18 protein-coding genes are annotated in these 16912 nt (G+C 64.1%); 7 read left to right on the top strand and 11 right to left on the bottom strand.

What is annotated here, in order from left to right; all coding sequences use genetic code 11:
- The first annotated feature begins 33 nt into the window (after positions 1-33).
- Positions 34-1008 carry a CDF family Co(II)/Ni(II) efflux transporter DmeF gene (gene dmeF, locus AC0Z6F_RS20505; RefSeq protein WP_012509901.1) on the top strand — a complete coding sequence of 325 codons (975 nt, stop codon included), beginning with the start codon at positions 34-36 and terminating at the stop codon, positions 1006-1008.
- Between the two features lie 88 nt (positions 1009-1096).
- On the opposite strand, the gene AC0Z6F_RS20500 is transcribed toward dmeF, so the two are convergent.
- The gene (locus AC0Z6F_RS20500) at positions 1097-1381 is read right to left on the bottom strand and encodes a hypothetical protein (RefSeq protein ID WP_004139696.1); all 285 of its coding nucleotides are present in this window, start codon (positions 1379-1381) and stop codon (positions 1097-1099) included.
- Positions 1382-1471: 90 nt separating this feature from the next.
- On the opposite strand from AC0Z6F_RS20500, the gene AC0Z6F_RS20495 reads away from it, so the two are divergent.
- Both AC0Z6F_RS20495 and AC0Z6F_RS20490 read left to right on the top strand, forming a co-directional pair.
- A complete protein-coding gene (locus tag AC0Z6F_RS20495) occupies positions 1472-1888 on the top strand; it encodes a hypothetical protein (RefSeq protein WP_485618287.1) in 417 nt (138 codons plus the stop codon).
- A gap of 1228 nt (positions 1889-3116) precedes the next feature.
- Entirely contained in the window at positions 3117-3959 is an 843-nt protein-coding gene (locus tag AC0Z6F_RS20490) for a class I SAM-dependent methyltransferase (protein ID WP_012509897.1), read from the top strand.
- A gap of 3 nt (positions 3960-3962) precedes the next feature.
- Here the strand turns inward: AC0Z6F_RS20490 and AC0Z6F_RS20485 are convergent, their stop codons facing one another.
- From AC0Z6F_RS20485 to AC0Z6F_RS20465, 5 genes are all read right to left on the bottom strand, one after another.
- Positions 3963-4931, bottom strand: a complete 969-nt coding sequence (locus tag AC0Z6F_RS20485) for a polysaccharide deacetylase family protein (RefSeq protein ID WP_012509896.1) — start codon at positions 4929-4931, stop codon at positions 3963-3965.
- Between the two features lie 134 nt (positions 4932-5065).
- Positions 5066-5725, bottom strand: coding sequence for a hypothetical protein (locus AC0Z6F_RS20480; RefSeq protein WP_012509895.1), 660 nt, complete (start codon positions 5723-5725; stop codon positions 5066-5068).
- A gap of 29 nt (positions 5726-5754) precedes the next feature.
- On the bottom strand, positions 5755-6372 hold the full coding sequence (locus AC0Z6F_RS20475) for a hypothetical protein (protein ID WP_012509894.1): 618 nt from the start codon (positions 6370-6372) through the stop codon (positions 5755-5757).
- Positions 6373-6616: 244 nt separating this feature from the next.
- Positions 6617-7567: a hypothetical protein gene (locus tag AC0Z6F_RS20470; RefSeq protein ID WP_012509893.1), complete on the bottom strand. Its 951-nt coding sequence runs from the start codon at positions 7565-7567 to the stop codon at positions 6617-6619.
- A gap of 119 nt (positions 7568-7686) precedes the next feature.
- Positions 7687-8496, bottom strand: coding sequence for an alpha/beta fold hydrolase (locus AC0Z6F_RS20465; protein ID WP_012509892.1), 810 nt, complete (start codon positions 8494-8496; stop codon positions 7687-7689).
- Positions 8497-8718: 222 nt separating this feature from the next.
- Here AC0Z6F_RS20465 and AC0Z6F_RS20460 point away from each other — a divergent pair, with 222 nt between their 5' ends.
- On the top strand, positions 8719-9198 hold the full coding sequence (locus AC0Z6F_RS20460; RefSeq protein WP_012509891.1) for a nuclear transport factor 2 family protein: 480 nt from the start codon (positions 8719-8721) through the stop codon (positions 9196-9198).
- Between the two features lie 75 nt (positions 9199-9273).
- Positions 9274-9690, top strand: coding sequence for an XVIPCD domain-containing protein (locus tag AC0Z6F_RS20455; protein WP_012509890.1), 417 nt, complete (start codon positions 9274-9276; stop codon positions 9688-9690).
- Between the two features lie 63 nt (positions 9691-9753).
- Here AC0Z6F_RS20455 and AC0Z6F_RS20450 read toward each other — a convergent pair whose 3' ends face one another.
- The 5 genes from AC0Z6F_RS20450 to AC0Z6F_RS20430 all read right to left on the bottom strand — a co-directional run bounded on the left by AC0Z6F_RS20450 (position 9754) and on the right by AC0Z6F_RS20430 (position 14471).
- On the bottom strand, positions 9754-10821 hold the full coding sequence (locus AC0Z6F_RS20450) for an XVIPCD domain-containing protein (protein WP_012509889.1): 1068 nt from the start codon (positions 10819-10821) through the stop codon (positions 9754-9756).
- Between the two features lie 40 nt (positions 10822-10861).
- Entirely contained in the window at positions 10862-11437 is a 576-nt protein-coding gene (locus tag AC0Z6F_RS20445) for a hypothetical protein (protein WP_012509888.1), read from the bottom strand.
- A gap of 77 nt (positions 11438-11514) precedes the next feature.
- Complete coding sequence (locus AC0Z6F_RS20440) at positions 11515-12090, bottom strand: hypothetical protein (RefSeq protein WP_012509887.1); 576 nt, start codon at positions 12088-12090, stop codon at positions 11515-11517.
- Positions 12091-12233: 143 nt separating this feature from the next.
- Positions 12234-13379 (bottom strand): YncE family protein, encoded by a 1146-nt coding sequence (locus AC0Z6F_RS20435; RefSeq protein ID WP_485618293.1) that lies wholly within the window; start codon positions 13377-13379, stop codon positions 12234-12236.
- A gap of 165 nt (positions 13380-13544) precedes the next feature.
- Positions 13545-14471 (bottom strand): XVIPCD domain-containing protein, encoded by a 927-nt coding sequence (locus tag AC0Z6F_RS20430; protein WP_012509885.1) that lies wholly within the window; start codon positions 14469-14471, stop codon positions 13545-13547.
- 219 nt (positions 14472-14690) lie between these two features.
- Between AC0Z6F_RS20430 and AC0Z6F_RS20425 the strand changes: the two genes are divergently transcribed.
- Positions 14691-15551: a hypothetical protein gene (locus AC0Z6F_RS20425; RefSeq protein ID WP_004139637.1), complete on the top strand. Its 861-nt coding sequence runs from the start codon at positions 14691-14693 to the stop codon at positions 15549-15551.
- Between the two features lie 27 nt (positions 15552-15578).
- Positions 15579-16871, top strand: coding sequence for an XVIPCD domain-containing protein (locus AC0Z6F_RS20420; RefSeq protein ID WP_004139633.1), 1293 nt, complete (start codon positions 15579-15581; stop codon positions 16869-16871).
- The last annotated feature ends 41 nt before the right edge of the window (positions 16872-16912 follow it).

The raw sequence follows: 16912 nt of genomic DNA, 5'->3' as shown, positions 1-16912 counted from the left end.
CCTATGGGGGTATCCACTCCAGCTCCCGCCCCCATGCAATTGGACGCCCTAGCCGCCGCCCGCCGCCACGAACACCGCTTCGACGACGGCAACCCGCTGGCCGAACGCAATACCCGCCGCGCCCTGTGGCTCACCGTCGCCATGATGCTGGTAGAGATCGTCGGCGGCTGGTGGTTCAACTCCATGGCCGTGCTCGCCGACGGCTGGCACATGAGTTCGCACGCGCTGGCGCTGGGCCTGTCGGTGTTCGCCTACCGCTGTGCGCGGCGCTATGCACACGATCCGCGCTTCGCCTTCGGCACCTGGAAGATCGAGATCCTTGCCGGCTATACCAGCGCCATCGCACTGCTTGGTGTTGCCGCGCTGATGGCCGTGCAATCACTGGAGCGGCTGTGGGTACCGGCGCCGATCCACTACAACGAAGCCATCGCCATCGCGGCGGTAGGGCTGGGCGTGAACCTGCTCTGCGCCTGGTGGCTGCACGACAGCCCGGGCCACGCGCATCACCATCATGGGCATGGGCACAACCATCACCATGGGCATGATCACGATCACCACGACCACAGCCATGCGCACGGTCACGACCTCAATCTGCGCTCGGCCTACGTGCACGTGCTGGCCGACGCCGCCACCTCGGTGCTGGCCATCGTCGCCCTGCTTGGCGGCAAGCTGCTGGGCCTGACCTGGCTGGACCCGGTGATGGGCCTCGTCGGCGCCGTGCTGGTGACGGTCTGGGCGATCGGCCTGCTGCGCGACAGCGGCCGCATCCTGCTCGACGCGCAGATGGATGCACCGGTGGTGGCCGAAGTGCGCGAAGTGATCGAACAGGGCCCGTGGCCGGCACGCCTGGCCGACCTGCACGTCTGGCAGGTGGGTCGCGGCAAGTACGCGGTCAGCGCTAGTGTGGTCACCAGCGACGCCAGTCTGGATGCCGATACCGTGCGCAACGCGCTGGCGATTCATGAGGAGCTGGTGCACGTGACGGTGGAGATTCACCGCAGCGCCTGACCCGCATCCGGTAGTGCCGGCCGCTGGCCGGCAACCCCATGAACGCCGCACACAACCTGCAGGTGCCGGCCAGCGGTCGGCACTACCGCTAGAGCTTCAACATCATCCGCAGCAGGTACATCAGCAGCGGCAGCGCGCTCAGCACTGCACCACCGATGCCGATCCACGGCCAGCGCTCGCCGCGCACGCGCGAAGCCACCGCCAGACCGCAGCCCACCAGCGCCGCGCCCAGCACCCCCACGCCCAATCCCGCAGCCATGCCATTGCCGCCTGCGGCCACCGCCGCCTGCGCAGCGAGGCTGCCCGCGCCCCAGCCCACCACGATCCCCAGCCAACTGGCCACGCCGCACCACGGTGCCTTGCCCTTCGCCATCCGAAAACCCCTGTGTCCTTGCCGAATTTCTGTACGGACCACGCCCGTGCGCTGCCTACACTAGCCGCACCTGCCCCGTCGGGACATCCCATGCGCACGCTCCGCCTGCTGCTGCCCGGTGCACTCCTGCTGCTCACCGCCTGCAGCGGTGATGCCGGGCTTCCTTTCAGCGCCGACCCATTGCAAGGCTGCTTCGCCACCGGCGCGCGCAAACCGGCCGACTTCCGCATCGAGAAGGAAGGCGGCCAGTACTTCGTCTCCTTCAGCCGTGGCGAGCAGTGGCAGCGCGAGCCGAATGCCCTGCACAAGGCCACCCGCAGCGAGATCAGCCGCTACTTCCGCGACGACGCCGAGCAGATCGACAGCGCCTTGATCCGCATGGCCGGTGGCTTCGGCATCTTCCACTTCAACAAGGGCGCGACGCTGAAGGGCAAGGCCAGCGACAGTGACTACATGGCGTTGATGCTGATCGGGGCCGGGCCGGTGTATGCGGTGAAGTGCCAATAGCGACAGACAGAATTGAGAAATGTTTGAAATCCGAAGAACTGCCTGATGCGCCCCAAAATGCAATGGGGCAAGTAATGAAGATGGAGCCTCACTCAGATCTGAGAGGCTCAAATGAAACTGCAGATAGCGATTCTCACGTTCATTGTCTCTGCATCCGTTCAGGCAGGAGACGGAGCTCCAGCTGATGGACAAATCGCTGACGAAGCAAAGACCCCATCAAGAATCGTCCGCAGCGCGGAATGGCCTGACTTCATTGGGGGAACGATCAGTGTGGAGCAGTCCCTCAATCGCAACTCGAAGGGACAGTATGTATATCGCTACGACGATCAAACGGAAGCGACGAAGCAGTATCACGAGGCTTCCTGCGCGGATATCGGGATGAACCCCGCCAAGGGCGAGTCCATCACAGTGGGGCCAGGAAGCGCCGCGTGGCATTGCTCAAGCATCGAGTCGAACAGTGCTAGCGACGCAAAGAGTACTGACTATGTAATCGCCTATGCACCCAATGGACAGGTATCAGCTGGCCAGAACTTCATTTCCTACGGAACCGTAAGATTCAACAGCTCAGTCAGCGGGAACATCCAGGGTAGCGCGCAAATAGACAACGGGAGGTGCCATACCTTCTATAACGAGTATTACCCACCAAACACAGTGGGTAGCCATACCGCAAGAGTACTCTGCTTCGCTCATGCCCCACAGACAATGAATACGTTGATGGAAGGCTGTGTACCGCGTGCCTGTGCAAGCAATCGCGGCTCCATCAGAGCCAACTGACATCCAAACCCTTTGACGAAGCAGTGAGGGTGACGAAGTCGCCCTCGTTGCTCAGGCTCATGATCCCATCCCGATGATCGCCGCCATCTTTCAATCCCTGACTTTCCTATCAGGATCGTGCCTTCCAGGCCAACTGAGTGCCGACTACAGTCTGTCCGGGACGCCTATCGTCATCCGTAGCACATCGGCCCCTGACAGTTCTGGAAACATGATATGCATGCAGCAACTTCTCATCAGAAATGAAGAAGGAATACTGACCTATCACTACGCTCTTCAACCCTCAGCGGCACGAGCCTTCCACGAAGAATTCTGCGCCGCCATGGGCATGACGCCCTCATTGGGTACTGCATCTCTACCAAGTCCCTCATCCGGTTGGGCCTGTACTACGGAATCTCAGTAACCCTGCCAAGCCCTGCGGTACCATGCCCTCCCCCGAACCGCCCCGGTACCCGCCGTGCCCCATTACACCGGCCCCCTGCTGACCCGCGACAGCGCTGACAACCTGCGCCGTGCCCATGACAAGGGCGCTGCTGAATGGCAGGGCTCGCTCGACCTGGGCCGGAGCCAGGACAGCGTGGCCCTGAACGCCGACGGCTTCCACTTCCGTGGCCAGGCCTACCCGTGGCCGGGCAAGCTGAAGGACCGCACGCTGTACTACTGGGACGGCGAGGACTTCGCACCGATCTCGCGCTACAGCGGCTCGCTGATCAAGCTGGTGCCGACCGAATGGGGCGCACCGACCTTCGAGATCGACGGCATCAAGATGCTGCCGACCTCCAAGCTGTCACCGTTCGAGGACGCGCGCCGCAAGGTCGAGCTGGTTGCCCCGGCCGGCAAGGTCATCCTCGATACCTGCGGTGGCCTGGGCTACTTCGCCGCCTGCGCGCTGGAAGCCGGTGTCGGCCAGATCCGCTCGTTCGAGAAGAACGCCGATGTGATGTGGCTGCGCACGCTCAACCCGTGGTCTCCAGATCCGGAATCGGCTGCGGCCGGTGGCCGCCTGCGGTTCAGCCACGGGGACGTCTCGCAGCAGATCGAACAGGTGGCCAGCAACAGTGTCGACGCGATCCTGCACGACCCGCCGCGCTTCGGCATCGCCGGCGAGCTGTACTCGCAGGTGTTCTACGACCACCTCGCCCGCGTCATCCGCAAGGGCGGACGCCTGTTCCATTACACCGGCGCGCCGAACAAGTTGACCAGCGGCCGCGACGTGCCGCGTGAAGTAGCCAAGCGCCTGGAAAAGGCCGGCTTCAAGGCCGAACTGGCGCTGGACGGTGTGCTGGCCGTCAAGCGCTGAGCCTCACTCCGAATCCACCTTGGCCAGCTTCATCACCCACGCCGGCACCACCGGTTCTCCGGCGTAGAAGTCTTTCGGCTTCTTCTCGGCCATCGCCCAGCGGTGCAGCCAGCTCGGGCCATAGCGTCCGCTGTAGCCCTCGGCACCACGCGCATAGGCCGGGTCACGCATCGCCTCGTCCAGTGAAATGAAGCGATAGCCGCGCCGCTTCGTCGCCGCCACCAGTTCGGCGAACGTGGCTGCATTGAGCTCGTTCGCGTGCATCAACCACACCTGCGGCAGCGTATAGCCCAGCAGCGCCTGCGACTGCTTCTCGTAGTAGTCCAGCTTGTTCAGCATGTAGGGCACATAGCCCTTGCGCAGCTGTGCCAGCGTCGCCTCGCGCTCGGGTGAGTCAGGCTGTTCGTTCATAACATTGGCATAGGCGAACGCCCACACCCACTCACTGTTGTCGACCGTCACCGGCGCCACGCGGTAGCCGTGCGCCTTGAAGAACACGTCCATCTCCGCGCGTTCTTCCGGCGTGCGCCCGGCACGCAGATAGGGATGGCGCATCCATTGCGGCTTCAGTCCGCGCTCGGCCAGCAAGGGCCGCAGCACCGTTTCACCACGCAGGAAATCCCGCTGGAACGCAGGCACGCCCTTGGCATTCAGATCCATGTGCGAATACGTGTGGTTGCCCAGCACGTAGCCGCCGTCCAGCCAGTCGCGCAGCATCTGCACCCGCGCCGGCTGCACCTGCCCGTCGATTTCGAGTTTGTTCTCGTTGACGAAGCCCACCACCGGCACACCCGCCTGGCGGAGTTGTGCCATCAGCGCCTCATGGCGTGCCTGCAGATCCGGCGGCACGATCTCATCCACCCGTGCCCAGGGCAGATCGTCGATGGTCACCGCAATCCGGCGGTCCACTTCGGCGGCATGTACCGCCAACGAACACAGCAGCAACGGCACAGCACGCAGCAACCAACGCATCAGCACTTCCTTGCAGGGGCGAGGCATGGACTGTAGCGCGATTGCGGGCCCATGGCAGGAAGAGTGCTCAGCCGGCAATGCACTGCGGCGGCACGTGCGCGATCAGCCATACGCCATTGGCCCAGCCAAGCCAGCTACGCCGCAGGCAACTCCGCCTCGCGTATCCGCACGATCGCCCGCCACAGCATGAATCCCGCAGTCATCGCCGTCAGCATCAGCGCGACCAGCACCAGGGCAAGATCATCGGGGTTGCGCAGCAGCGGCGCATGCTCATGGGTGAGGATCTCGAACACCACCTGCTGCGCCTGCGCCAGCGGCAACCTGCCCTGCTCGCCCAGTTCCACCAGGCACGCCGCAGGAGACAGCGTCGCCACGCTGGTCCACGCCGTGTCGTACAGACGCAGCGCCCAACTGGCCAATGCCAGTATCGCGCCATGCAGTGCCATCATTCCCCAGTTGGCCAAACGCAGTCTCCCCGGCAGGCGCCCGAGCCTATAGAGACTGATCGACATCGCGCCCAGCATGGCCAGTGTCACGCCGGCCAGCGGAATCCAATGCAACGGCTGCCAAGGCTCAAGCGCGAGCGAACGGGCCATCAACTGCTCCGCCACCTGCATGCGTGCCACCGGATCCGGGCCGCCGCAGGTTTCATCCACCGGCTCAAGCAGCAGATCCACGCGGTAGTGGAAGAAGCCGGCTGCCAGCGCCATCGACAGCAGCGCCACCACCTGCAGCACCATCAGGATCGGGCCGGGACCACAGATGCGGCAGAAGCGCGAAGCGGCAGAGACCATCGGTTCATCCATGACAACAAAGGACCATCCTAACCAAGCGCCCTGTGCTTGTCGGCTGGCGGATGCGACAACGAAACCCGCTCATCTGTTTCATCCTGCCTTCTCAGATCAGATAGCGCTCTTCGTGCGCCGATCAATGTCAGGAACGACCAGAAGCTCAGTGCACCCAATGCAATCAACGGGCCCGCAGCCACAATCCCCCTCTCCCCCCCTTTGTCGATAACCAATAGGCCCAGAACAACGAAACCAAAATAGACCAGAGGGAGCATCGCCAGCTCAACCCAGAGAAGAATCGGGTGGTTCCTGCTGGCGCCACGCCAGCGCAATGTAGGCAGGGAATTTCCCTGGAAGAATCGCCAGTTCATGACAAGATCCCTCATCATCGTTGTCGAATTACCTGCCTCTAGGCACGCTCGAACCAGATCCGCCGGGGGAGAACGCACGTTGTATCGATGGTTGATATATGACTCCAGCCAGAACGCATCATCTACCTTTGAGCGATCCCACAGCTCCAGACACTCCTTTCGCCCCTGACGAAGGTACGCGCATAGCGCCTGTACTACTTTCGCGCCGAGCACTACGCCACTGATCACCGCGACGACAGCTACGGGAAGCCCAGCATCCAACAACATCGCCACGTCACTCATATGATCTCCCGGTACGGCTCACAATCCCTATGCGGCATCCTACTGCCCGAACGTGGCAAGGCTCGATTCGGACGCAGGACAATCTCGCGAATGAAGCGGCAATCATGACGCTGGTTTGAAGTCACTGCGCTCAATTTGCGGACATCTGCCCGCCAGCGAGACTCACGTATCACGAATCCGGCCGGCGGGACATTGGAACGCCAAGGCTGGCGTCCCCTTGGTCCTACTGATGGGCCAAAGCTACTCAGTCTTGGGGACGTCGGATCCTGTCAAAGATATCGGTACCCTGCACATCAACAAGATCCAAGCTCTTCACGTCGAAGTTCAGATAGGTCCGTGAGTGCTTCTCCTGCAGCGCGGGAGTCCCATAGAGGAATACCACGCAGGGTGCTTCGCTTTCCGCGAAGCGCTGAAGACGCCTGGCATGCAGGGATTTCATCTCCGATGCCGCCAAGACGCTGTTCCACACCATCGCAGAGGGACGCAAAGGTTCCGCCAGCATTTCGCCGACAAGGGCCGTGATCGGTTCACAGAAAATGATCTTGAAGCCATCGTCTGTCTTCCGGATCCATGCCTTACTCCAGTACACGCGCGTGTTCCCAGAAAGGTAAGGACGCTTCTCGAAGAAATTCTCGAACAGCTCCCGATAGGTCATTGGTTCCTGTGTACCTGCGCTGACAATCATCGTGTCATCCATGTTGTCCTGCCTGGCCTTGAGCCAGCGCGATACCAGCGCGGCGAGCGAGTAGAACTGGGTGCGACGGCTGCGCGTTCCGCTTGCTTCCCCGCTGCCGCTGCGGCCGCCGGCACCAAAGTCAGTCTCACTCGCTGTACCCTGGCGAACATCGAAATGTCCCACAGGGCGCGTCAGAAGAAATCGGTCTGGCGCCGGCTGTCCCACTTCGCTGGGACGGCTTTCTCCGCTACATCCCCGCACGTCGAGCTCAGCGACGTGGGGGCAGCCCTCCATGTGCAGCTCGCTATCGTGCTGATTGCGGAAGTGGGGCACCTGCTTCAATTGAAGCTGCTCGGTATCCATGTTCGCGCAGGTGTACTTTGCTGGACAGCCACTCTCGTGCTCGGGGCAAAGAAACGCGCGCTTGTCCGTAATCACGTCCGCCCAGTACAGCTCGTAGGCGCGCTCTGCGTTGATGGTGTCGTTAAATTCAATGCTGAAAGCTAGTTCCGTTGCCATTTTCATCTCGCTGGAGTACCGGCAACGGTATCGACCCGAACGTATCAGTCTTCATTAACTCCAGCCAAATGTGATGAGAATTATCGATCCAGTCACAAAGATAATGGGAATCACGTCACTCAACGTAGGAAGTTCAGCAGTGCCAGATTGAAGTGATCAGCATGGCTGGTGTTGCAGCCATGCGGCGCACCGTCCAGGATCACCACTTCGCTGCCGACAATCGCCTGATGGGTGCGTTCGCCAGAGCGCTCGAAGGGCACGATGGCATCACTGTCGCCGTGCAGGATCAGGGTGGGCACGGTGGTCTTCTTCAGGTCTTCGCGGAAGTCGGTGGTGGCGAAGGAATGCATGCAGCCCAGCGCCGCAGTCTGATCAGACTGATGGCACAGCGCGATCGCCGCCTGACGCGTCTCTTCGGTCACCATCAACTGGCCATTGGCGCTGAAGAAGTCGCGGGTGAAGCCATCGAAGAAGGCCTCGCGATCCTTCTCCAGACCGCTGCGCATTTCATCGGCCTTTTCCTGGGTGAGCGGCCCTTCCGGATTGTCGTCACTGCGCAGCAGATACGGCGGCACCGCAGCAGCAAACACCACGCTGTGCAGGCGATCCTGCCCGTGATTGGCCACATAGCGCGCCACCTCACCGCCGCCCATCGAGAAGCCGACCAAGGTGACGTCACGCAGGTCACGCTCCTCGATCAACCCGGCCAGATCGGCCGCCAGCGTGTCGTAGTCATAGCCCTCGGCCGGCTTGTCGGAACGGCCGAAACCACGGCGGTCGTAGCTGATCACGCGGTACTGGGCATCGCGCAGGATCGACACCTGCGTCTTCCAGGCATCGGCGGACAGCGGCCAGCCGTGGATCAGGATGACCGGGCGACCGTCGCCACCGGTGTCTTCAACGTGCAGGCGGATGCGGGAAGCAGGCATGGGAGCTCCTGTGGAAGGGGAGGCTTTCAGGCTAGTGGCGGGCCCCTATCGCGACCGTGATGGAATCGCCGGTCGCCATGACATCGCCTGCACAGGCGACGCCGCCTGGGTCGGGCCGCCAATGCGGGCATTCGCTCCGCGGAAAGCTCGTTTCGTCGCAGGTCGGCTGCAGCGGCCCAGATGCCATGCGAGCCTGCGTGAACCATCCCCGGGAGTTTCGCCATGTTGCTGCTCACCCTGCCCCTGCTCGCCGCCGGTCTCGCTGCCGCACCGTCGCCCGCCGAAGACCTGCGCCAACAGATCCGCCAGGCCGACACCCAGCTGTTCGCCGTCGCCTTCGAGGCCTGCGATGCCGACCGGGCCGCCGCGATGACCACCGAAGACATGGAGTTCTTCCATGACAAGGACGGCAAGTCTGCCAGCAGCCGCGAGGACTTCCGCCGCAGCGTGGCCAACATGTGCAGCAATGCGCGCAAGGGCGGCTGGAGCCTGCGTCGTGAACTGGTGGAACCTTCGCTGCAGGTGTTCCCCTTGCACGACGAGCGGGCGCTGGAGATCGGCGACCACCGCTTCCATGAACGCGGCAAGGACGGCGTGGAGCGCTGGGTAGGCCAGGCCCGCTTCATCCAGGTCTGGCGCCGCGTAGACGGGCGCTGGTTGGCCGAACGGGTAATCAGCTACGACCATCGTGCGGCGGATTGACCCCTCGGGCGTGCTTCACGGGCCGGATCTATACTGACCGGGCCCACCACGACCCACCGCTACCGTTCGATCGCCATGGCAGACATCACCCCCAACCACCCCGAGTACGGCCTCAACCAGCAGATCCGTCAGGGCGTGGCCGCACTGGACGCCCAGCATGGCCGTCCGTTCGACCAGACCAGCGAGCGCCTGACCGCCAGCCTGACCGTTCTCGCCCGCGAACAGGGCCTGCAGCAGGTCGACCATGTGCTGGTCAGCAACGCCACGGGCAATCATCCAGCTGGGCACAACATCTTCGTGGTGCAGGGCGACCCGGCCAATCCCGCGCACCTGCGCGCGATGATGCCGACCGCTGTGGCGGCGCAGACGCCGGTGGAGCAATCGATGCAGAAGCTGGGCATTGCCCCGCAGCAGCCCGCCATGGGGCAGCTGCCCGAACAGCAGGCCCGTGAGCAGGAACAGCAGCAGAACCCGGCACACCGCCTGGGTTGAACCGCCTCCAGCGTTGCTGGCGGCCCAGCGCGAGAATGCCGGCTCGCCGTGGCGCTTGCCGCCCTAGGCCATACGCGGCCCGGACTGCTCCTGCACCTGGCGCTGCTGCAGCTCATCCTGCGTGCGCGACTGCGCAGACTGCGACAGCTGCTCGGCACGCTCGAACGAGGTTTCCGCCGGTGTCTGCGCGGCCACCGCAGTTGGCATGCTGGCGCGCAGCTGTGCCGGGTCGTCGCGCTCGCCCTGCACGATGAAGATGTTCTGCGCCACATCGGCCTGCGCCGTGCGATCGCTCACCAGCACGTGGTCGACCTGGGTCAGGCCGTTCGCTTTGGCCAGGGCGTACAGGCTGGCGCTGATGTTCTCGCTGGTGGCATCGAAGGCGCGGCCCCGCTCTGCATCGAGCAGGGCCACGCCCTGGTGGATCTGCGAGAGCAGCAAATCGTTGCCGTGCCTGGCGAGATGATCACCGCTTCGTTCGCCCACGCCCTCAGCGTCGCTCAGGATGCGTTGCTGGAAGCTGCGCGCGGGCAAGGGATTGGTTTTCTTCTGATTGAGCTCGCTGTCCGGAAACGGCGGATCAATGCTGTCCACACCATGGATGTTGCGCAGCGGTCGGAATCCATCCTTGCCTGCGCCCTTGCTCTCCAAGGGAATACGGACATCGGGAAGCAATTGGCCAATACCGCCTCCCAGCGCGTTCACGTCGATGCTTCTTTTCCGCTCGATGCCTGCATGGTTAAGCGCTTCCCAGGTGAAGTCCACGCAGTTGTGCCGCACGTCCTTGTATTGCAGATCGAAGCCGTACTTACTTGGGTACGTGCCGAACGCTTCAAGCTTCCTGTACTGCTCCTCGCTGATTTCGAGAGTGCGGCTGTAATGGGGGTCCTTGTAGATCGTCGCATCATCATTCATGACCTTGCCTTGGCCGTTCACGCTTCCGTGTTCTATGGGTGCAAACCCATAGCTCTGAGGCTGCTGACCGGGCGCACGAAGCACGTAGAACATGTGGCCTGGCCCGGAAGTCTGCGGCACCCCATCAATAACTTCCTGGCTACCGGTCTTCTTGTCTATCAACGGCGTACCGGGGGCGGCGATGATGATCTCGACGGCGTAACGTGGCTTGTCCATAAGAAGAATCCTTCAGTTCCCATCAGAGGTGTGACAGCGGCTATTTTCCAGAGAGAGGGTCGGCATGGACCCGCAGCTGAGCCGGGTAATGCTGGAGCGCGGCGGTGGGCTGCACCGTGCGCACTTCCAGTCGGTAGCGGGCACCCATTTCCATCGGTAGGGTGACGATGCTCAACCTATATCGGCTGGCGTCCATCGATACCTGCTGCGCGTAGCGCCAGCCTGCCGATGCATGCCATTCGGGCAGCGGCTCACCCAGATTGCTCGTCGTTGCTTGATGGACATCAGAGGTTGCGACGTCCTGCCAGGCACCTGCGACCCAGCGCTGCAGGTAAAGCTGGAAGGGAACATGAAGACTGTCCATGTCAGGCTCACTGTCAGGCGCGGGTCCGTGTCGCTGCACCTCAAGATCCAGCACATAGGGTCGACCCGGATGGAAGTTGCGGGCATTCGTCTCGAATTCGAACCGCACCTCCTGGCCGGGTTCGGCAACGTCGATCGGCTTGACCCGATCCAGTGGCTCTGGCGCATCCGGTATGCGGCTGTTGCAGGCGCCGAGTGCGCCCGCCAGCGTGAAGATCAGGCCGGCAAGCAACCAGCGATGGATACCCAGCATGATTCAGACCCTTTGGCTCCCTGCCATGAAGTTTCTACCCTGGCGAGCGAACAAGGGCGCCACAACCAAGCGATTGATTACTTTCCGGCGGGACGGGCGGCATGGATCCGCAAACGGGCCGAGTAATCCTGCAGTGCCGCGGTCCTCTGCACCGTACGCACGTCCACGCGGTAGCGGGAGTTAATTTCCATTGGCAGAGCAACCAAGCTCAGCGTGTACTGGCCGTCACTCCCCATGTGCGGCGACGTATACCGCCATTCGCTGGATGCATGCCATTCTGGAAGCGCTTCCCCCGCGTTGCGAGCCATTGCCTGGTAGCTGTCGTAGGTCGCAACGTCCTGCCAAGTACCTGCGGTCAACCGCTGCAGGGACACCTCAAAGGGGATCTGCATTGTGGCGATGCTGGGCTCGCGGGTGTCCTCCGGCCCCTGATGCTCAACTTCCAACTCGAGCGCATAGGTGCGACCCGGGTGGAAGTTGCGGGCATTCGTCTCGAACTCGAACCGCACCGCCTGACCGGGCTCGGCAACGATGATTGGCTTGACCAGATCCAGCGGCTCTGGCGCATCCGGTATGCGGCTGTTGCAGGCGCCGAGTGCGCCCGCCAGCGTGAAGATCAGGCCGGCACGCAGCCAGCGATGGATACCCATCATGATTCAGACCCTTTGGCTCCCTGCCATGGGCTTCAACCCTAGCGGGCGGCCTCCGGCACTGCAACCGGGCAAAGAAAAAGGCAGGGTCTGCACCCTGCCTTCTTCACGCGGCACGTCGGCGGGCGTGGCCCGGCGTCATCGCATTACAGCTGAATCCGCGCCACGCTCTCGTCAGCGCCCTTGTCGTCCTTCTCGCCGTTCTTGATGCTCACGAACAACACGTTGTTCTTCGCATCCAGCGCCAGGCTGTTCGGGTGGGTCGGCACGGTGTAGGTGGCCACCTTCTGGTAGCTGTCACTGTTGTAGGCGGTCACCGTGCCCGCTTCGCGGTTGGTCACGTACAGGCGCTTGCGCGGTGCATCCAGCAGGATGCCCAGCGGACCGGCATCGGTCGGGATGCTGGCCAGTTCCTTGCCGGTGCTGCGATCGAGCACCAGCACGCGCTGGCCCGGATGCTTGCTGACCAGGCCGCTGCTCTTGGTCTGGTAGCCACGCAGGAATTCCGAGCCCTGGTCGGTCACGAACAGGCGCTTGCCTGCCGGATCCAGAGCGATGTTCATCGGCTGCTCGGCGGCGATCTTGTGCTGTGCCACCACCTTGTTCGAATCGGTGCCCACCACCACCAGGTCGGCCAGCAGGTTGCTGGTGTAGACGCGCTTGTTGGCCGCATCCAGCGCCAGGCCCGGCGCCTTCGCATAGCCCAGGCCGTCGATGGTGTTGACCACCTTCAGCGTGGTGGTATCGATCACGAACAGCACGCTGCTCACGTCCGGCTGGCTGCTGTGGCCGGTCACGTACAGGCGGTTGGCGGCGCTGTCGACCACCAGCTCGCGCAGGTCGTGGGTGTAGGCGGCCTTGCCATCCTTGCCGGTCTTCTTCTCCATCAGCTGGATGGTGCCGACGGCCTTGTTCTGCGCGGTGTCGACCACCGTCACCGACAGGTCCACGGTGTTGCCCACGTACAGGCGGTTTTGGGTGTCATCCAGCACCACGCCGAACGCCTTGCGCTCCAGCGGGATGCGGGTTTCCACGGCCAGCGTGGTCGGGTTCAGGCGCAGCACCTGGGCCGGGCCGGCGTCATCGCCGAAGCCACCGGACGAGGCCACGAAGACGGTATTCTGCTTCGGGCTGTAGGCCAGCTCGTACAGCCCCTTGGCCACAGCCTGGCGCTGCACGGCGGCGGTGGCACTGGCGGTGGGGGCGTTGTCGGCGAACGCGGAGGGCACGCCGAGGCTGAGCGAAACGGCAACGGCCAGGGCGGCCGAGCGGAAGAGAGGATTACGGAACATGCGAGCGTCCTTGAATGGGCACGGGAGGGTGTCCTGGCTCGCTGGGCCGTTCTACGACGGCCCGACCTGCATCTGTCTGCGCGGGGTGGGCTGGCTGGGTAGCGGGGGAATGGTAGCAGGTGGGGGGCGTGGCGTGCGTCTGTGCGCGTATGGCAGGCGCGCGGATTACTGCTCTTTCAAGCGCAGCGAATCGGCCACATCGGTCTTGGCCGCCACCTCGGTGGCGATGCTGGCGCGGCGGTGCCCCGGGTCGTTGCGATCGCCCTGCACGATGAAGATGCTCTCGGCGGCATGGCTGCTTTTGGTCGGCTGGCTGAGCAGCACGTGGTCCACCCGCGAAAGATTGTTCTGCTTGGCCAGCACCAGCAGGCTGGCACTGATGCGCTGGCTGGCCGCATCGAACGGGCGGCCATGCGCGGCGTCCAGCTCGGCTACTTTCTGAATCAGCTGCGCGAACAGGCGATGGTCCGGATGCGAGGGGTCCAGCAGCGTGCCGGCCACTTCAATCGGCGTCGGCGGCGGCTCATCGCTGGCGCGGTCGCCCTGGCGATGGTGTTCGGCCTCGCGCTCGGGCATCGCATGGTGGGTTTCGGCATTCAGATCGCTGCCCGGGAACGGCGCGGCAATGCACTGGATTTCCGGCAGGTTGAACAACACCGCGAACTCGCCCAGATTGCTGCCGCCGTCCAGCGGCGCCGGCAGCGGATGCAGGCCGGCGTAGTGCAGCGCCGCCCAGACGAAATCGCTGCAACGGTTGATGGTGGCCGGGCGATCAACATCGAATTCGAACTCGGCCGGTTCCTCGGCGAAATCACGCAGGCAGCCGTAATGCTCCTCGGTGATTTCCAGGGTGCGGCTGTAATACGGGTCCAGATGCTCGTCGGCATCGTCGTGGCGCACCTGCGCGTACTGCACGTCGGTGCGGGTTTCGCCCGGCGCCTGGCGCGGCGGTGCGAAGCCGTAACTGTGGGCCTCGCCGCCCGCGGCTACCTGCAGGTACATGTGGCCGCGCGGTGAGATGCCCCCACTCTTAAGTGGGGTACCGGGGGCGGCCAGGTACAGCGTTGCCGTGTAGCGTGTTGCCTGCTCCATGCCTGTTCAGCCTTGATGGGTGCTGCGGTCCTGAGCGGATGATGGCATAGGTGGGATGGCGGGCAGGTGGAGAAGCACGGAGCCCGTAGTGGAGGCATGCTGAATGTGTGAACCAGCGAACGCTGAGGCACCGGATGCAGATATGGAGCGTGACCGGCTCTGTGGAATACGCCGCAGAACCTGTCCTATAGTGCCTCGTACACCTCAAGGAACGGCCGCATGAACCTGCCACCGCCGGGCCGCTGGTTGGCCCTGGCCATCGCCTTGGCAAGCAGCACGGCCTGCAGCAAGGCCCCCTCCAAGGAACCGGAGCACCGGGAGACCCCCATGACCGACACCGCACAGTCCCACACCGTGGACGGCTACACCTACACCACCGCCCCCGTGGAAGCCACGCTGGGCCCACACCGCTACGCCTTCCCCGCCAACCTGTACGACGACCAGATGGGTCCGGCGGTGGGCGGCGGCATCGGCCTCACCCTCCTGTGGCCCGACCTGCAGGCGGCACCGCCGGGCACGCGCGCCTCGCGCAGCATGTCCGACCACCACCGCGCCATCAGCCTGTCGCTGGATTACATCGACGCCCTCCCCATCGCCGAGCTGCTGCCGCGCAAGACCAGTACCGAAGCGACCACCGAGGACGGCTCGATCAACCGTGACGACCCGCGCCGCCGGCTGGACCTGCGCAACGCCGGTACGCCGCACTTCGGGCTCACCCCGTACGCCATCGACGAAGCCCGCATGACGCGGTTTTCCGAGGCGTATGCCGCGCAGCGCGGCACGCCGCCGGTGCGCACGCCCGAAACCGACCAGGAGTGGTACATCGCCCGCGACACACAGGGCGCGCTGGCCACCTTCATCACCTGCAATCCGCCGCAGGATGGGCGCGAGGGGCTGACCGTGCAGGGCACCACGCTGGTGGATGACCCCGATGTGCCGGTGGCCACCTGCACGCATACCTTCACCGACCCGCAGGATGGGCTGTCGGTGCGCGCGATCTACCCGCGCGTGCTGCTCAAGGACTGGAAGGCCGTGGAGGACGCCACGCGCGTCCTGCTGGCCCGCTACAAGCTGCGGTAACCGACCAGGGTTCAGGAGGAACGACACATGGGTGAATTGACCCGCAAGGATCTGGAGATCCTCAGGGAATACGCAGACAGCGGAAACCGCGAGCGCTACTGGAGCTACCTGGCGCACAAGGAACATTCCGATGGCTACGGTCTGCTGGCCCTGGGCGTGGTGCGCAACGACAACCTGCCGGGCCAGGTAGCCAACGCCTACGCGCAGTCGCAGGCCCGTGACCAGCACGACCGCAACCCGGCCCTGCAGAACCGCAACCTGACCGAGCGCGAATGGGAGGCCTTCGGCCAGACCCTGCTGCACCGCGACCTGGAACGCCGCGAGCACTGGATGGAGGCCAAGCGCCCCGATCTGGCCCTGAATCTGCCCGGCCGCGATGTGCAGCAGGCGCACGATGAAGCCTTCAAGCGCCACCACCTCGACCCCAACTGCTGGACCCCGCGTGTGCTGCTGGAAGCCACCCGCAAGGAACGCGGAGAGGGCAAGGCCGAGGAAGTCTGGAAGGAGATGCTCAACAACGACGTCGGTGGTACCCAGCGCGCGGCCAACACGCTGGGCAGCGCGTACCTGGCCATGCCCTTCTGGAGCGCCACCGGCTATGTCGGCCGGCTGGGCCTGTACGAAGGCTCGCTCATGGCTGAGGCACTGCCCAGCAGCGATCCCAATGTCATCGGCTCGCGCAGTTCGTACCACATGTATTCGGAAAAGGAGCAGGCCTGGTACCTGCAGGTGCCAGGCAGCATCCCACTGCGTGAGCACAACCCGAGGATCATCGCCTCGCTGGACGACGCCCGTGCCGTGCGCCTGGAGCGCGCGGAGAAGGCCACGCACTTCCACCCCGAGGACAGTTACCGCACCCGCCTTGAAACGCCCAAGGTGGTGATGAACGAGCCGCTGGAGCGCGATGGCCGCGAAACGCAGCTGGCCGCCAACCGCCCCGATCACGCCAACGACCCTGTGTACCAGCAGATCCGCGGCCAGGTGGCCAGCCTGCAGGCCGAGCACGGCCTGGTGCTGGGCAACAACCCTGATGGCGTGACCGCGCGCCTGGCGGTGCTGGCCAAGGAGAACAACCTCAGCCAGGTGGACCACGTGATGCTCGGCAAGGCCAACGGCCCTGGGGGTGCGGGGCAGAACCTGTTCCTGGTGCAGGGCGCGCTGGATGATCCGGCCCACCTGCGGGTGGCCATCTCCGCCGAACAGGCCGTGCAGGCGCCGGTCGAGCATAGCTACCGGCAGCTGGATGCGCTGGCGCAGCGGCAGGCGCAGGATGTGGAAAGCGCGCAGCAGGTGCAGCGGGACGCGATGCGGATGGCGTGAGCCATCCGTGGGCCAGGCAGGGGCCGCGCATGCGCCCTGCC

Source organism: Stenotrophomonas sp. 1L-E-5-B-C3 (assembly GCF_057292075.1).
This window is presented reverse-complemented; position numbering and strand designations above follow the sequence as displayed.

Coding starts and splice junctions, on each gene's coding strand:
- AC0Z6F_RS20500 (WP_004139696.1), bottom strand. CDS start 1,381: ATGGCGAAGGGCAAGGCACCGTGGTGCGGCGTGGCCAGTTGGCTGGGG.
- AC0Z6F_RS20455 (WP_012509890.1), top strand. CDS start 9,274: ATGGCAGACATCACCCCCAACCACCCCGAGTACGGCCTCAACCAGCAG.
- AC0Z6F_RS20435 (WP_485618293.1), bottom strand. CDS start 13,379: ATGTTCCGTAATCCTCTCTTCCGCTCGGCCGCCCTGGCCGTTGCCGTT.
- AC0Z6F_RS20425 (WP_004139637.1), top strand. CDS start 14,691: ATGAACCTGCCACCGCCGGGCCGCTGGTTGGCCCTGGCCATCGCCTTG.
- AC0Z6F_RS20485 (WP_012509896.1), bottom strand. CDS start 4,931: ATGCGTTGGTTGCTGCGTGCTGTGCCGTTGCTGCTGTGTTCGTTGGCG.
- AC0Z6F_RS20445 (WP_012509888.1), bottom strand. CDS start 11,437: ATGCTGGGTATCCATCGCTGGTTGCTTGCCGGCCTGATCTTCACGCTG.
- AC0Z6F_RS20465 (WP_012509892.1), bottom strand. CDS start 8,496: ATGCCTGCTTCCCGCATCCGCCTGCACGTTGAAGACACCGGTGGCGAC.
- AC0Z6F_RS20430 (WP_012509885.1), bottom strand. CDS start 14,471: ATGGAGCAGGCAACACGCTACACGGCAACGCTGTACCTGGCCGCCCCC.
- AC0Z6F_RS20495 (WP_485618287.1), top strand. CDS start 1,472: ATGCGCACGCTCCGCCTGCTGCTGCCCGGTGCACTCCTGCTGCTCACC.
- AC0Z6F_RS20450 (WP_012509889.1), bottom strand. CDS start 10,821: ATGGACAAGCCACGTTACGCCGTCGAGATCATCATCGCCGCCCCCGGT.
- AC0Z6F_RS20440 (WP_012509887.1), bottom strand. CDS start 12,090: ATGATGGGTATCCATCGCTGGCTGCGTGCCGGCCTGATCTTCACGCTG.
- dmeF (WP_012509901.1), top strand. CDS start 34: ATGCAATTGGACGCCCTAGCCGCCGCCCGCCGCCACGAACACCGCTTC.
- AC0Z6F_RS20460 (WP_012509891.1), top strand. CDS start 8,719: ATGTTGCTGCTCACCCTGCCCCTGCTCGCCGCCGGTCTCGCTGCCGCA.
- AC0Z6F_RS20480 (WP_012509895.1), bottom strand. CDS start 5,725: ATGGTCTCTGCCGCTTCGCGCTTCTGCCGCATCTGTGGTCCCGGCCCG.
- AC0Z6F_RS20475 (WP_012509894.1), bottom strand. CDS start 6,372: ATGAGTGACGTGGCGATGTTGTTGGATGCTGGGCTTCCCGTAGCTGTC.
- AC0Z6F_RS20470 (WP_012509893.1), bottom strand. CDS start 7,567: ATGGCAACGGAACTAGCTTTCAGCATTGAATTTAACGACACCATCAAC.
- AC0Z6F_RS20420 (WP_004139633.1), top strand. CDS start 15,579: ATGGGTGAATTGACCCGCAAGGATCTGGAGATCCTCAGGGAATACGCA.